Below are 14563 nucleotides of genomic sequence, written 5' to 3'. Positions count from 1 at the left end.
TTGATTATTCGCGATTCGCGAATAGCGTATGATCGGGATGACGAAACCGCAGGATATTCCAATTGCCCTTAAGCTCACTCTGACCTCGAGCCGGCCGAGCTACGCGGAGCTGGCTAAAGCGCTGGGAATGAGCGCGGCCGAAGTTCACGCCGGGATACGGCGCCTGGTAAAGGCGCGGCTGGCGGACGCGGAGTCGAAACAGATCAACCGCGAGGCGCTGGCAAAGTTTTTGGTGTATGGGGTCCCGCACGCCTTTCCAGCGCACTTGTCGGAGGTTACAAGGGGAATGCCGACGGCATGGGCCGCTCCGGCAATGGCGGGCCAGTTTAAGTCCGGCGGTCAGATCCCTCCCGTGTGGCCGGACCCGGAAGGTCGGGTCCAGGGGGCCGGCGTCGAACCGCTTTATCGCAGCGTCCCCCTCGCGGCTCGCAATGACGACGCCCTCTACGATCTGCTGACCTTGGTGGATGCCATTCGTATCGGGCGGGCCCGCGAGCGCCGTGTCGCCGAACGAGAACTTTTCAAACGCTTGAAAGTCCACCATGTCGCAGCCTAACATTGGCGCCATGCGAGCCGTCGCCGATCGGCTCGACAAACTCGGCATCAACTACGCGTTTGTCGGCGGGGCTATCGTTCAACTCCTGGTAGACGAGCCCGAGCTATCCCCGGTTCGACCGACCGACGATGTCGATGTGATTATCGAGGTTTTCACCGCCAGGCGGTATTCTGATCTGGAGGCTCGTCTCCGCAACCTTGGCTTCGCCCACGACACCCGTGAGGATGCGCCTCTTTGCCGCTGGGTCCTTGGAAAACTCACCGTCGATATCATGCCGACCGAGGGGGCGAAGATCGGATTGAATACGGCGTGGTTTGCCGAGGCGCTTGCCACAGCCACCGAACAGGAGATCGCCCATACGCGCCTCCGGTTGATTTCCCCGGTCGCCTTTATTGCCACCAAATACGTGGCCTTTCGTGACCGCGGTGAAAACGATTATTACGCCAGCCACGACCTGGAGGATCTGATCACTGTCATTGACGGTCGCTCCGGCATCGTGCGCGACATTGAGGATGCGCCGACAGACTTGCGCGGCTACGTCGTTGCGCGATTAACGCTCTGTGGGAGACGCCATCGTTTCAGGAAGCGCTGTCCGGGCATCTTCCGCCTGACTCGGCCAGCCAGGCTCGCTTACCCGGACTGCGAGGGAAGTTTCGCGACATCGCGAAGCGGTCGGTTCTATGATCGTCTGCTTGGGGAACGGAGCAGCGGCAGTAGCCCGGCAGTCTTGCCTTCCGATCAGCAGATGGCATCCTCGTCAAGCGTATGAAATCATGCGTTCACACCTCTTTCCCCAGATGCCCGGACGAGTAGGAAATGGACTGGCCGCGATGTGCTCAGGCACCACTTTGGGCGGATTCCATGGAAGCAATCGCCAATCACGATGTCCCTCTACTGGAAGCGCGATAAGTCCTCCAAGCCGTTTCTGGTTGGTTGTTATCGGATCGACCTCGAATGCCTCTGCAAACACGGCTATGCCCGCTATGACAAACACGACAAGGTGATCCTGAGGTTCCAGAGGGGGAATGGGCAAATTCGAGATTGCCATAAACCGCAGGAAGCCGGCGTTGCCAATCGGCGATAACCCGCTTGCGCAGAAATCGCGATGAGCGCGCAGGAATTTCGGCAGGCCATTGAGACTCTTCCCTGCGCCCAAATGTCTTCCGTCGGCAGTCTACCTGCGCGTTGCAGCATCGGCCTTTCGCCCGATGATGCTTTTCCGTGCAGCATCGGCCTTTCGCCCGATGATGCTTTTCCGTGCAGCATCGGCCTTTCGCCCGATGACTCGCCCCTCCCGCTGCTCCCCCAGATCCGCGATGAGCTGCGGACTCGACTGGAGGTCGGGCCGGAGTTCCTGCTCCGGTCGATGAAGGCGTGGCTTCATCGCTACAAGACGAGTTCCAGACGTAGCGAATCTTCCCCGAAGATTCGACCTTCCCGCGCCGATTCGTGTCTATTCGTGTCCGGTTAAAATTTCTTCCAACTTGCGCCTCGACCGGATTTAAGTAATCTCGGCACTTATTACTATCTGCCGATCTTTCTTCGATGGCCACAAAGCTGGACAAACTTGAGAAACTGCTGCGTCAACGCGGCATGCTGCGGACTGGAGAGCTTCCCTCCATCGGCTTCCCCATGTCGTATCTCTCCGAACTCGAAAAGCGCGGGCTGGCGGTCAGGCAGTCCAGGGGGGTCTACGCCCATGCTGACGCCGAAATGCCCCGCTGGCACAGTCTCGCCCTCGCGTGCAAGCAGGTTCCCAACGGAGTCGTTGCCCTCCTCTCCGCACTCGCCCTCCACCAGATCGGGACCCAGCACCCAGCTGAGGTCTGGATGGCTATTGAACACAAAGCCCATCCGCCCAGGTCCGAATATCCGCCCCTTCACTACATTCGCTTTTCCGGCCGCGCCTTCCAGGAAGGCGTCGAGCAGGCCATGGATGAGGGCGCCGCCATTCGGGTTTATAATCCCGCAAAAACCATCGCCGACTGTTTCAAATTCAGAAACAAGGTTGGAACGGACGTCGCGGTTGAGGCCCTGCGCGAAGGATGGCGAAATCGCCGCTTCTCGATGGATGACCTCATCCACTATGCCCGGATCTGCCGCGTCGAACGAGTCATGACCCCCTACATCGAGGCGATTGTATGAGCAGGCAACATCCCGCCAACATGGCCGCCTCAGTCCGGCAAAGGCTCCTCAATCACGCCCGCGTCACGAAAACGGAATACAACCTCGTTGAAGTCCGCTATGCGATTGAACGACTCCTTTACCGCCTTTCGATATCCAACCACCGGAACTCTTTCCTCCTGAAGGGAGCGATGCTCTTTGTCCTCTGGGAAGGAGAAACCCACCGGCCCACTCGTGACCTTGATCTCCTCTGGCAACCTTCCCGCGACCTGCCCGAGATCGAAGAGATCTTTCGCGTCATCACGCAAACTCCTTGTCCAGACGATGGCGTCTCCTTTGACCCCGAATCCGTATCCGCCACGGAGATCAGGGAAGATAACGCCTACGGCGGTATCCGCATCAACATCACAGCCCGGCTTGGGAGCGGACGCCTCCCGATCCAGGTCGATATCGGGCTGGGCGATCCAGTCACTCCCGGGGCTGACTGGGCGGATTACCCCTGCCTCCTGGATTTTCCGCGCCCCGTGCTTCGCGCTTACCCCATTTACACGGTCGTGGCGGAGAAATTCGAAGCGGTCGTAAAACTCGGACTCATGAATAGTCGCATGAAAGACTATTACGATCTGCACTATCTGCAGGGCCGATTCCAGTTTGACGGCGCTCTTCTCCGGAAAGCCATCGAGGCGACCTTCAAACGGCGCCGCACATCGCTCCCGACGGAATTGCCCCAGGGCCTGACCGAAGCCTTCTTCGACTCTGAGGATAAAACAAAGCAATGGCAGGCCTTCCTCAGAAGAAACCGGCTCAACTCGCCGGAGCTGCCCACCGTCGTCCAAAGAATCGCAGACTTCCTCATGCCGAACCTCGGCCCTTCCGCGGCAGACGACCTGAAATGGGTGCCCGACCACGGATGGACCGCCCTAGGTGAGCAATCCTGACTCCGTTCACGTTTGTCCACACAGTGGCTCCGAGACGGAGTGCCACGAGCCATACCGAAGTGTTGCCCCCGCCACACACGGAAAGAACCAAGCACCAAGAACCAGGAACATCGGCTCCGCCGATCAATCACCCAGGACGCCACCCACTGGATCTTCAAATCGGACAACCCCGCCTACGAACCAGTCCGCGTCCCCAAAAACGAAATCGCCCACCCGATCCTCGGAACGATGGTGGAGAGACTCTTCCAGCCGGGTCGATGAAGGCGTGGCATCATCGCTACGAGACGAGCCCAAACCCGTAGCGAATCTTCCCCGAAGATTCGACCTTCGTGCGCAGATTCGTGTTTTATATGTGTCCATTAGTGGTTCAACCTCTTCCCCATGGCTGCCGGAAAGCGCTGGACGCGCGACGAGTTACTGGTCCTCCTGAATCTTTGTGGTTTTGCTTTTGCCAAATGGAACTGAATTGGGTTCGCTTTCGTTCATTGCCTCATGGTCACCGTTTCTTGCCTCATCCTCCTGGATTCCCAAAACACCTTTCTCGCGACCCAGCGGCCGCCCGAAAAATCTCTTGGCGGTCTCTGGGAGTTTCCAGGCGGAAAGGTGGAGAAGGGTGAATCACCAGAGGAAGCCTTGCGGCGAGAGCTGCGGGAAGAGCTTCACTTAACGGTCAATTCTCTTCACCCGCTCACTTCTGTCACGCACCGATATGATTTCGGCTCCATCCGGTTGGTTCCCTTCCTGGCCCGCTGCGATGTCCGCCCGTCGCTGAAGCTCGTGGAACATTCCGCGGCTCTGTGGCTGAATGCGAGTGACGCCCACTCCATCAAATGGGCCCCCGCGGATTTACCGATCCTTGCCGAACTACTTTCTCTCTTGCAACAAAGGAATCTGAAGAACAAAGTTGCCCTGTATCCGCGCTGAACTTACGCTGCTTTCGCACGCTTTGCTGATGCTTCCAGAGGGTTTATACGATCGATTGCTCGACGAGGAGCTGGAGGACTTGCTCTCGGCTCATCCGGAGCTTTCCCCCATCTTCGAGAAGCTCGATGATGAAAACGCTCCACAGGCATATAGCCAATTTTTGGGCCAGGTGCTCTTGAAGGCTTTGCTGATCGTAAAGGATGACCAGCGCCGCGCCATCACGAACCGCCTGATAGAGCTGCTCAGCAGTATCGACGGTCTTGATTATACACAACGAAAGCGCCTCCTTGAAAAACCGAAGACGCTTCTCCGGCAGATAAGGTCAACGGACCAGGCAAGTCCATTTCCCGAACCGGCCACACCCCTGAGCGTGAGCAGCCTGTTGACCGGATCTGCTGACGATCCCCAGCTTGAGCGGGAGTTGCGCACAGAGATGATGACGGCTGACCGGGTGGACATTCTCGTTTCGTTCATCAAATGGTCCGGGCTCAAGCTATTGTTGCCAGCGTTTGAATCCTTGGCGGAACGAGGTGTGGAAGTAAGGATCATCACTACGTCTTACATGGGAGCTTCCGATCCGCACGCGGTCGAGTGGCTGGCGGCTCAACCAAGCTTCTCAGTGCGCGTCTCCTACGATACAGAGCGGACACGGTTGCACGCGAAAGCGTACCATTTCATCCGCAAGACCGGTTATTCGACTGCCTACATCGGCTCCGCCAATATGAGCCATCCAGCGATGACGAGCGGGCTGGAATGGACGGTCAAGGTTACGGCGCAGGACATGCAGCATATCCTGGCCCGCTTCGCGGCCGAATTCGAGACCTACTGGGCGCGGGAGGAGTTCGTGTCTTTCGACGCAGCCCAGGCGCCTCGCTTCCGCGAAGCGATTTCTTACGCCAAGCGGTCAACCCCAGCAGCGGGTCCCCACTTTTTCGCAGACATTAAGCCGCACGCTTTCCAGGAGCGAATTCTTGAAGCATTGCTTGCTGCTCGGATGGCTGGGTCCAACCGGAATCTCGTGGTCGCTGCTACCGGGACCGGAAAGACCGTAATGGCCGCATTCGACTATTCCCGTTTCCGCCGGGAAAATCCGCAGGCATCCCGCTTGCTTTTTGTTGTTCACCGGAAAGAGATCCTTCATCAGGCGCGCGATTGCTTCCGGGCAGTCCTGCGGGATTTCAACTTCGGCGAATTGCTCGTCGATGGAGAACTTCCCGATCGGTGGGATCACGTCTTCGCCTCGGTTCAAAGCCTGAACAATCGCAAGCCTTGGGAGCGATTCGGCCCAGGACATTTCGACTTCGTCATCGTCGACGAGACGCATCACGGGGCCGCCAACAGTTACCGGCCTCTGTTTGAGCACTTGAGGCCGAAGGTTCTGCTTGGCCTGACTGCTACTCCCGAACGAATGGACGGGAGCTCAATCCTTCCAAATTTCGACAACGAGCTTGCCGCCGAAATACGCTTGCCCGAAGCGCTGGAAGAAAAACTGCTGTGCCCGTTCCATTATTTCGGTGTTTCCGATCCGGTGTCGGTTGCTGAAGAGCGGTTCTGGAAGAACGGCAAGTATGATGCAGGCGCTCTCGAGGACGTTTACAGCGGAGACGATCTGCGGGCGAAATTGCGGCTGGATGTCATTTGGAAAAGCATCGAACGCTACCAGCCTGATCTGACCAATACCCGTGCCATTGGTTTTTGCGCTGGCGTCAGACATGCTGAATACATGGCGCAAAATTTCAGGGACGCCGGGCAAACCGCCGAAGTCGTCCTCGGGACAACGCCGCGTGATGTCCGAGCTGAGCGGATACGAGGTTTTCGTGAAGGGAAGATTACCTTTCTTTTCACTGTCGACGTTTTCAGCGAAGGCGTCGACATTCCGGAAATCAATCTCGTCCTCTTCCTGCGCCCCACCGAAAGCCTCACTGTCTTTCTTCAGCAACTCGGCCGCGGCCTGCGCCACGCACCGGAAAAGGAGTGCCTGACGGTGCTTGATTTCGTTGGGCAGGCTCACCCCAAATATCGCATCGACCGGAAATTTAGCGCCCTGCTGCGAACGACTCGCCGCCGCATCGACCAAGAAATCGAGAGGGATTTTCCGAACTTGCCTCCCGGCTGCAACATCCACCTCGAACGCGTCGCCCGCGAATACGTGCTCGCCAACATCCGGCAAAGCCTCGGCAACCTGCGAGCATTTGTCCCTGAAGCGATCCAGACCTTCGAAGCTGAAACGCAGCAGGAGCTGACCTTCGGGAACTTCATTCGAGAAACCCAGTTATCACCGCTGGAGGTTTTGAGCAATCGCACCTGGTCCGAATGGAAAGACCTCGCCCGTGGAGCTGAAACAGTTCAGGACCCCCACCTCACCGATGCCCGGAAGGCCCTGCGGCGACTGGCGCTCCGCACCGATCCTGAGTTTTTGAAGAAGGCGATTCGGATCTCCTCCGAGGCCGTCGCTGAGGACCCGGCCGACTATGGCCTAACTGAAGGCGAAGCGAACGCTCTTCATTACCTGTTTTGGTCCCAAAAAGGAGAAGCCCTTGGCGTCTCCACGCATCGAGATTCCTTCAGGCGTTGGCAGCAGAACAAATCAGCAGCCGCCGATTTCATCGAGATCGCGAAATGGCGCCTGAGCCAGCACCCATTTCCCACCCAAAGCGTTGACGTCGGGATTCCCTGCCCCCTTCGCCTCCACGCCGCCTACGGCTTGCGAGAAATCACCGCTGCCTTTGGGAAAGCAAACCTTGAAACGACCGGCCCAACTGGAACCGGCGTGGTTCATTTAAAGGAGCAGAAGGCCTATCTCCACTTCGTGACCTTCCGAAAGGAGGAGAAGGATTTCTCACCCACAACCCGATACAAAGACTACCCGATAAGCCGAACCCGCCTCCACTGGGAAAGCCAGGCCGCCATCACGCAAAACAGCGCGACAGGGCAGAACTACATCCACTTCCGCGAACGCGGCTACACGATCCTCTTCTTCGCTCGCTTGGAAAAGAGCATCGAAGGCGCCACGGCGCCCTTCATCTTTCTTGGCCCCGCTAAAGATCTTCTCACCTACGAATCTGACCGTCCGATCCAGATGGTTTGGGAGCTGAACCACTTCATGCCCGCTGAACTCTTTGAAGCCGCGAGAACCGCGTGATACGGATTTTAATGTCGTTTGTTCCGAATCTTCAGGATCTCGGAATCACTGTAATTGGCGCCGGATAATGACCGGTGTGGACAGGTTTTGGATGGACAACTGGACCTCATTAGAATTTACCTTCGTGCAGGTGACCGGAATAACGGTGGAAGCGAGCGTGATCGAGAACCGCTGGCCTTCGCTGACGGGATTGCCGTTAATGAGGGCGATCGTTTCGCCTTGTCGCTGAAGTGCGCCGGTAAAGGCAAGTCTTTCTGTCACGATGGATGTGATAACCGTTTGCCAGGCGATACCTTGGTGGGGGCGGAAGGCGCTTTCCGCTGACTGTGCCTTCCGGACCTCTTCCAGTGACAAGATTTGCAGCAATTCCCGTTCAATAGTTGAAAGATAGGGACGTTGAGCAGGAAAACGCTGGGCAACAAGAAGCCAAGTGTAGGCGATTCTCGGATCCTTCTCGATGCCCATCCCGCGATGATAGGCTTCGCTAAGCAATCGGGCAGACCGAGCCTGGCCCGAATCAGCAGCGCGTGCAGCCCATACCACCCCCTCCGTATGGGATGGTGGCCATTTCATCCGCCCGACAATCCGGTTCAATAAAAAGGCCGCAAGTTGATCCATGGCCGGGGGATACCCTTGATTAGCTGACTTTCTGAGCCATGCTTCAAACTCGCTTGAGTTCGAAAAGGTATTTGCGAACTCAAGCTGAGCCTGGGGATTGCCCGCTTCGGCACCAGCTTTGATCGAAGCAAGTCGCGGGACATCGTTCGCATCGATTTTCAACGGAATGAACGTGGCGATCGTCGATGCAATCAGGAAAAGAAAAAAGTAGATTCGGGTCATATATCAGGGTCTATCGGGATCCTTATGTTGATCGCGCGGAGTGTGGGCAATACCAAATCAACGAGCTATTTCCATTGGAATGGGTAGTGTGAAGCCGGGAACCTTCTGGAGATCGCTGCAGTTGTTCTCATCGATGTCGATCGGTGCTGTTGAGCGTTCTCACTTTTTTCCTTTAGCGCCTTACACCTCCAGGTTCCGGCACTTCTGCTCGATTTGGTGGCAGATGCGCTGGATTTGTTCGGGTGAGAGAGACGGAGCCTTGCCGGCAAAGATCTTTGGGATTTCCTTTGTATTCACAACATGGACGCCTCCGCGGGCGGTCCGCTCGACCCACCAGCCGGGGAGGGTGAGGATTGCCTCGACTTTGATCTTTTCCCCGGTCGCGCTGGAGAGCCAGGAGGCGAGGTGGTCGGCGTTGCGCTTGGCCTGTTCGAGGCCATGGGTGTCTTTTCCCCAGGGAAAGTGGAGGTTGGCGCCGTCGAAGATGACTTTGTGGGCGGCTTTGCCCCGCTCCCCGATCGGCTTGCGGCGGGTTTTTGTCTCGATCGCGTAGACCCCCGGCGGTCCGACAAGGGCGTGGTCGATATTGAAACCATTAAAGGGGAGGTCGTGGTAGACCCGGAACCCTTGTTTCAGCAACTGGTTCAGCTCCTCGCCGACGTAGCGTTCGCCTTGGAAGCCAAGTTCGTGATCACGCATGTCGCGAATCAACTGCGGGATATGACGTCCCCAAATAACGTAAGCTATTCCAACTGCCCCGAGAGCCATCGGCGCCAGTACAACCAGTTCCCAGTTGGACTGAATTGCAGGGGCTAGAAAAAGGAACGTTACCGCCATGCCGACAGGAAGAAGGATCATTGGCAAAAGTTGGTCCGTCAGTTTCTCATCCATTTCCTTGAGTTTGAGCCGGAGGCTCTCGCCAGCCGGACGCAAGAGGAGATCCGTGAAGGGGGACTTCTTAAGTAGCTTCGTCTTTCGCCGCTCAAGGTGGATCCTGGTCAGAAGGTAGGCGAGCGGTATCAGGCAGATCGCGACGAGTATAAGCTTGGCAAACACAGTGGAGATTCAGGAATTCACGGTCCCGGATGTCGAGGGAATACAGAACAAGGCCTTCTTCAGCATCGAGCTATTCAACGCGATGAAAGCGAATCATTTGGTAAGTGATTGATCCATCTGGTTGAATGGTCATCGGAATAATCATCTTTTGTCCCATGGCATCTGCCGTGAGTTCGAGTCTGGTTCCATTCACCCGATACCGGTATTCGGTTATAACAAATCCATTACTCATTCGCACCTTGGATCCGCTGAATTCGAGGCTCATTCCGCTCTTACCTTGGGTCGTTCGGAGTGCTTGGTTCACCTGATTCTGGATTGCTGGGTCCGCTTCCGGGACGCGCACCTCGGGATATTGAATAACCCCTTCGTAACGTCCAGTGAGCTTCTCTCCACAGCCTGCAAGAAGCAGCGAAAGAATCAGGAGAAAAAAGGCGACCGGGCAAAATTTCATAGCCTCAATTTGCTATCCGGGCGTCCATAGATGGCAATTCTTAACGACTCCGAAGTCGACGAGTAATCCTGAGCGCGATGATATTCGGATGCCGAGTAAATCTCCCTCGTTCCCGGAACTGGGGCATTGAAGTCGGTTTGGATGCTTTACATTTTGAACCATGCCAACAGGCTCGGCTTTCAATGAACGACCTCTACATCGAAGATTCGGGAGACAAAACGCTCGGTGAGCTGCGTGCCATCTCCGCTTACGCCGGCCCCCGACTGCTGATTGATGTTCTTTTTTGGATTTCGCTGGTGGGCGGACTGATAGGTTTTGGCTTTTATGTGCATCTATTGGGGCCAGTGATTCAAATGAGTCCGCTGCTTTTGATTGGCTGGCTTGCAATTTTCGTGATTCAAATACTCTCGTTGTGTGTTTTTCGCGTCCTCGCATACGCGCTGTTCGATATTGCCGATGCGCAACTGCAACAGGTTGAACCCAGCCGCCGACGCTCTCCGCAGCGTGCAGACGCGCTTCCTTAACAAGCAGGCGGATGTTTCCCGAAACACTCGAACGCAATCACGCATTTCGAATTTGCCGCTTGAAAATGATGCGGGGTCGCTCCCCGGAACCCCGACACTGCAAGAGGCCTGATTAGCGGAGGCTAGCGAAAGTTAGCGGTTTGGCGTTTGCCTGCCTAATCTTCGTCTTTGTGCTCTTTGCGATCTTTGCGGTTAAGATTCCTTCGCGATCCGGCAAGTAAGGGCTTTTTCGACATTTTCTTGAAAAAGTCATTGACGGAAGGCAACCCTTCGATTTGGCCCGCAGTAGTGGGGTTGGCTTTGCCGCCTCACCATTTGGTGTCCGAAATGCGGGAGCCAGCCGAACCCATCGGCGACGCGCGACATCGAACTTTCGGCCATTCGGCGCCGGCCGCTGCTGTCGGGCGGCGGAGCCAACCCGACTACGGGAATGCCATTGCTTGGAAGGCACTGGGAGGGATGGCATCCTGCCGTCCGCCGTTTGCATCAGCTCCGGCGTGTACGGCGGATTTGGTCGCCTGGAAGGCAACCCTCCGATTTGGTCAGCAGTAGTGGGGTTGGCTTTGCCGCCTCACCGTTTGGTGTTCGAAACGTGGGAGCCTGTCACGTCGGTCGATGAAGGCGTGGTTTCATCGCTACGGCGGGATCCAATTTCCAGGCTCGGCCGATGGAGAGGTTTGCGGTGGCTGAGAACTCGTCGCTTCGGGGTTCTAGCGACTGGATCCAGAGGTTGACGATGGGTCGTGGTCCGCGATGATTCTCCGATGCCCAAGAAGTCTTCCTCTTTTGTCGATCTCCTGGTCTTGTTGCCTTGGTGGGTTAGCGTGGTTTTGGCCGTGATCGTCTATGTTGCTCTGGTCTTTCTCCTTCCATTGTTCGCTGGAGACGGGATGATCGGTCTTGCGGTGGCGAATGCGGGGCGGAATTTCGCGCCAATCGTCGTTCTGGTGCTTCTGATCTTGGCTGGTTTGTCTGCGTTTCGTGCGCGCCGGAGTCGGCTGTTGTTCGATGAGCAGACGAGCCTCGACTCCTTGCGTGCGCTTCCGTGGAAACGGTTCGAGGATTTGGTGGCGGCGTGGTATCGAAGAGGGGGCTACAGGGTCGAGGAGTCGCTCGGTGGAGGTGCGGATGGCGGCGTTGATCTCGTCTTGAGAAGGAATGGAGTGCAGGTCCTGGTTCAGTGCAAGAGATGGAAAGGGAAGCCCGTTGGCGTTCCGACTGTTCGTGAGCTTTACGGCTTGATGATGGCCGAAGGAGCCGCGTCGGCAGAACTGGTGACCACCAGCGCATTCACGAAAGACGCTGTCATGTTCGCGGCTGGGAAGCCGCTGGAATTGATCGATGGGCAGACCCTATTGAAGGCAATTCGGCAAGTGCAGAATCACAACAGCTCTGGGGAATTGACGAAAGGGACGATCGAGACGACCGATGACCGGCCGTTGTCCGAAGCTCCGGCCTGTCCGAAGTGCGGTGAGTCCATGGTGATCCGGACTGCAGGCAGGGGAGAGACGAAGGGGCAGCAATTCTGGGGATGCCCGGGTTATCCAAAGTGTCGCGGAACGCGCGAGCTGGCGACAATCGTCTAGGTCCTCGCATTGGGCCGAAAGTGTCGGACGTTGTAGCGAATGTCTAATGGCGAATTCCGAATTTGAGCCGCATGAGTTGCTGCGGATTGTTTTCTCCGCCCCCGGCCTAATTAGCGGAGATTAGCGAGATTTAGCGGTTTTGGACTTTTTTGCCCCCTTTATGCCGCGGAGCGCGGGCGGACTTCACGGGCGATTTTTTCGCCATGCATGCGCCGGGCTTCGCGTAGGTCGCAGTCGGTCTGCAGCCGGAGCCACCATCCGTCGGACAAACCGAAGTAGCGGTCCAGGCGCAAACCGGTTTCGGCGGTGATGGCACGTTTTCCTTTCAAAATCTCATGGATCCGGGTCGCCGGGACGCCGAGATCCTTGGCGAGACGATAGGCGGAAAGGTCGAGCGGTTCCATGAACTCGATTCGCAACATCTCTCCCGGCGTAGGCAACGGAAGCTCGTTTTTCTTTTTGTTCATTCCGGTTCTAGTAATCGATTATCTCTACATCGTTAGCGTCGCCATCCGTCCATCGAAAACAGATGCGCCACTGGTCATTCACTCGCACGCTGTAGGTTCCCGTTCGTTTCCCCTTTAGCGCCTCAAGGCGGTTTCCGGGTGGAACTCGCAGGTCGTCAATTTTCTCAGATATGTGGATTTGCTGCAACTTTCGCAGGGCTGACGCCTGGATGGCCACCGGGAATTTTCGGGAACGTTGGCCGCCGAAAAGTTTCTCTGTCTCTTTACAGCGAAAGCTGCTAATCACGAAGAGAAATAGTTACGCATACCGTTAGTAACGTCAAGCATGACCAAAGCACCGGGGGGATTTGGTCGCCTGGAAGGCAACCCTCCGATTTGGCCCGCAGTAGTGGGGTTGGCTTTGCCGCCTCACCGTTTGGTGTCCGAAATGCGGGAGCCAATCGATCCCATCGGCGACGCGTGACATCGAATTTTCGGCCCTTCGGCTCCGGCCGCTGCTATCGGGCGGCGGAGCCAACCCGACTACGGGAATGCCGTTGGTTGGAGGGCACTGGGAGGGATGGGCATCCTGCCGTCCGCCGTTTGCATCAGCTCCGGCGTGATCGGGGGATTTGGTCGCCTGGAAGGCAACCCTCCGATTTGGCCCGCAGTAGTGGGGTTGGCTTTGCCGCCTCACCGTTTGGTGTCCGAAACGCGGGAGCCAATCGAACCCATCGGCGACGCGTGACATCGAATTTCCGGTCCTTCGGCTTCGGCCGCTGCTGTCGGGCGGCGGAGCCAACCCGACTACGGGAATGCCGTTGCTTGGAAGCCTACTGGGAGGGATGGCATCCTGCCGTCCGCCGTCGGCGCCGGTTCAGAAGAAGGTCGCCTGGAAGGCAACCCTCCCAGTGAGAAGAGGTTTAACCGCAAAGGCCGCGAAGAGCGCAAAGGAGAGAATAGAGTAACTTCTGCTCGGCTTTTTTCTTTTGTCTTCGCGATCTTGGCGACCTTGAGCGAAGCGGGCGGTTTAGATTACCGGCGCGCGTAAGTGAGGAGCACTCCGGCGAATACGATGGCGAGTCCGGCGACGTCGCCCAACTGAAGCGTGTCGCCGAAGGCGAGCCAGCCCATGACCATCGTGACCGGCGGGCCGAAGTAGAACAGGCTGGCGACGCGGGTCGCGTCCATCCGCGCGATGAGTTGCCACATCAGGCCATAGGCTCCGAGGGATACGCCCAGGACCAGCCACGTCAGGGAGAGGGCCAGCTCCAGATTCCATTGGGTGGAAAAGCCTTCCAACAAAAGTGCCGCCGGGAAAACGGCGAGCGCCGTGCCCACACTCTGATACAACAAGGTTTGGTCCGCGGGCAGCAACAGCTCTTTTTCGTGAAGCTCCACCCGCCGTTGCATCAGGGTCGCTAGAGTAATGGCGAATACGGATACCATCGGTATCAAATAGCCGAAGAGCGATCCCGCATCCCGAAAATCAATGCGTGCCAGGAGAACCACGCAAACTCCCATGAAGCCGAGGGCAAGGCCGATCCAGCGGTGAGCGGGGGTCTTTTCACCGGTCACCCGGCCCGATAGGGCCCCGGTAACAAGGGGTTGGAGCGCCACCACGAGCGCCACGATTCCAGCCGGAACACCTTGGTCGAGGGCGAGCATCACGCAAGCCAGCCAGACGCCATGGGAAAGAATGCCGACCCGCATGGCGTGCCCGATCCTCGGCCATCCGGGCCACGGGAGCCGGCGAGCCAACCCAAGAAAAAGTCCGAGCATCAAGCAGAGCGCCCCGTAACGCCAAAAGAGCAAGGTGAAGGTGGGGGCATGGGGCAGGGCCAATTCCGCTCCGATAAAGCCGGAGTTCCACAGTAAGACGAAGCTTGATGCGAGGATTATCCTGGATCGGAACACTCCAGACCGTAACCTCCTCCACCCGAGAGTTGCAAGCAGCGTTACTTCCGGCGCGGAGC

At 57.3% G+C, this 14563-nt stretch carries 14 protein-coding genes; 8 read left to right on the top strand and 6 right to left on the bottom strand.

The features are described from left to right. Positions 1-37 precede the first annotated feature (37 nt). The 6 genes from ACWUI2_RS04815 to ACWUI2_RS04790 all read left to right on the top strand — a co-directional run bounded on the left by ACWUI2_RS04815 (position 38) and on the right by ACWUI2_RS04790 (position 7684). The gene (locus tag ACWUI2_RS04815) at positions 38-556 is read left to right on the top strand and encodes a hypothetical protein (protein ID WP_486981731.1); all 519 of its coding nucleotides are present in this window, start codon (positions 38-40) and stop codon (positions 554-556) included. Then, the gene (locus ACWUI2_RS04810; RefSeq protein WP_486981730.1) at positions 543-1325 is read left to right on the top strand and encodes a hypothetical protein; all 783 of its coding nucleotides are present in this window, start codon (positions 543-545) and stop codon (positions 1323-1325) included. Before ACWUI2_RS04815 ends, ACWUI2_RS04810 begins: the two co-directional genes overlap by 14 nt. Positions 1326-2101: 776 nt before the next feature. Further along, positions 2102-2701 carry a type IV toxin-antitoxin system AbiEi family antitoxin domain-containing protein gene (locus ACWUI2_RS04805; protein ID WP_486981729.1) on the top strand — a complete coding sequence of 200 codons (600 nt, stop codon included), beginning with the start codon at positions 2102-2104 and terminating at the stop codon, positions 2699-2701. Further along, positions 2698-3618, top strand: coding sequence for a nucleotidyl transferase AbiEii/AbiGii toxin family protein (locus tag ACWUI2_RS04800; protein ID WP_486981728.1), 921 nt, complete (start codon positions 2698-2700; stop codon positions 3616-3618). Before ACWUI2_RS04805 ends, ACWUI2_RS04800 begins: the two co-directional genes overlap by 4 nt. Before the next feature lie 492 nt (positions 3619-4110). Beyond that, positions 4111-4542: a (deoxy)nucleoside triphosphate pyrophosphohydrolase gene (locus ACWUI2_RS04795; RefSeq protein WP_486981727.1), complete on the top strand. Its 432-nt coding sequence runs from the start codon at positions 4111-4113 to the stop codon at positions 4540-4542. Between the two features lie 28 nt (positions 4543-4570). After that, complete coding sequence (locus ACWUI2_RS04790; RefSeq protein ID WP_486981726.1) at positions 4571-7684, top strand: DEAD/DEAH box helicase; 3114 nt, start codon at positions 4571-4573, stop codon at positions 7682-7684. A 45-nt stretch (positions 7685-7729) separates the two neighbouring features. On the opposite strand, the gene ACWUI2_RS04785 is transcribed toward ACWUI2_RS04790, so the two are convergent. From ACWUI2_RS04785 to ACWUI2_RS04775, 3 genes are all read right to left on the bottom strand, one after another. Then, positions 7730-8524 (bottom strand): tetratricopeptide repeat protein, encoded by a 795-nt coding sequence (locus ACWUI2_RS04785; protein ID WP_486981725.1) that lies wholly within the window; start codon positions 8522-8524, stop codon positions 7730-7732. A gap of 180 nt (positions 8525-8704) precedes the next feature. After that, positions 8705-9580, bottom strand: coding sequence for a nuclease-related domain-containing protein (locus ACWUI2_RS04780; RefSeq protein WP_486981724.1), 876 nt, complete (start codon positions 9578-9580; stop codon positions 8705-8707). Between the two features lie 70 nt (positions 9581-9650). Continuing rightward, positions 9651-10031, bottom strand: a complete 381-nt coding sequence (locus tag ACWUI2_RS04775) for a hypothetical protein (RefSeq protein WP_486981723.1) — start codon at positions 10029-10031, stop codon at positions 9651-9653. Positions 10032-10213: 182 nt separating this feature from the next. On the opposite strand from ACWUI2_RS04775, the gene ACWUI2_RS04770 reads away from it, so the two are divergent. Then, positions 10214-10555: a hypothetical protein gene (locus ACWUI2_RS04770; RefSeq protein WP_486981722.1), complete on the top strand. Its 342-nt coding sequence runs from the start codon at positions 10214-10216 to the stop codon at positions 10553-10555. 764 nt (positions 10556-11319) lie between these two features. Further along, on the top strand, positions 11320-12141 hold the full coding sequence (locus tag ACWUI2_RS04765; protein WP_486981721.1) for a restriction endonuclease: 822 nt from the start codon (positions 11320-11322) through the stop codon (positions 12139-12141). 158 nt (positions 12142-12299) lie between these two features. On the opposite strand, the gene ACWUI2_RS04760 is transcribed toward ACWUI2_RS04765, so the two are convergent. From ACWUI2_RS04760 to ACWUI2_RS04750, 3 genes are all read right to left on the bottom strand, one after another. Then, complete coding sequence (locus tag ACWUI2_RS04760) at positions 12300-12608, bottom strand: HigA family addiction module antitoxin (RefSeq protein WP_486981720.1); 309 nt, start codon at positions 12606-12608, stop codon at positions 12300-12302. 7 nt (positions 12609-12615) lie between these two features. Further along, positions 12616-12894, bottom strand: a complete 279-nt coding sequence (locus ACWUI2_RS04755; RefSeq protein ID WP_486981719.1) for a type II toxin-antitoxin system RelE/ParE family toxin — start codon at positions 12892-12894, stop codon at positions 12616-12618. A gap of 728 nt (positions 12895-13622) precedes the next feature. Beyond that, positions 13623-14504, bottom strand: coding sequence for a DMT family transporter (locus ACWUI2_RS04750; protein WP_486981718.1), 882 nt, complete (start codon positions 14502-14504; stop codon positions 13623-13625). Positions 14505-14563 lie beyond the last annotated feature (59 nt).

It is taken from the genome of Verruconatronum alginivorum, from assembly GCF_056590205.1.
The sequence above is the reverse complement of the archived record's forward strand: the minus strand, read 5'-3'. Positions and strand labels throughout refer to the sequence as shown.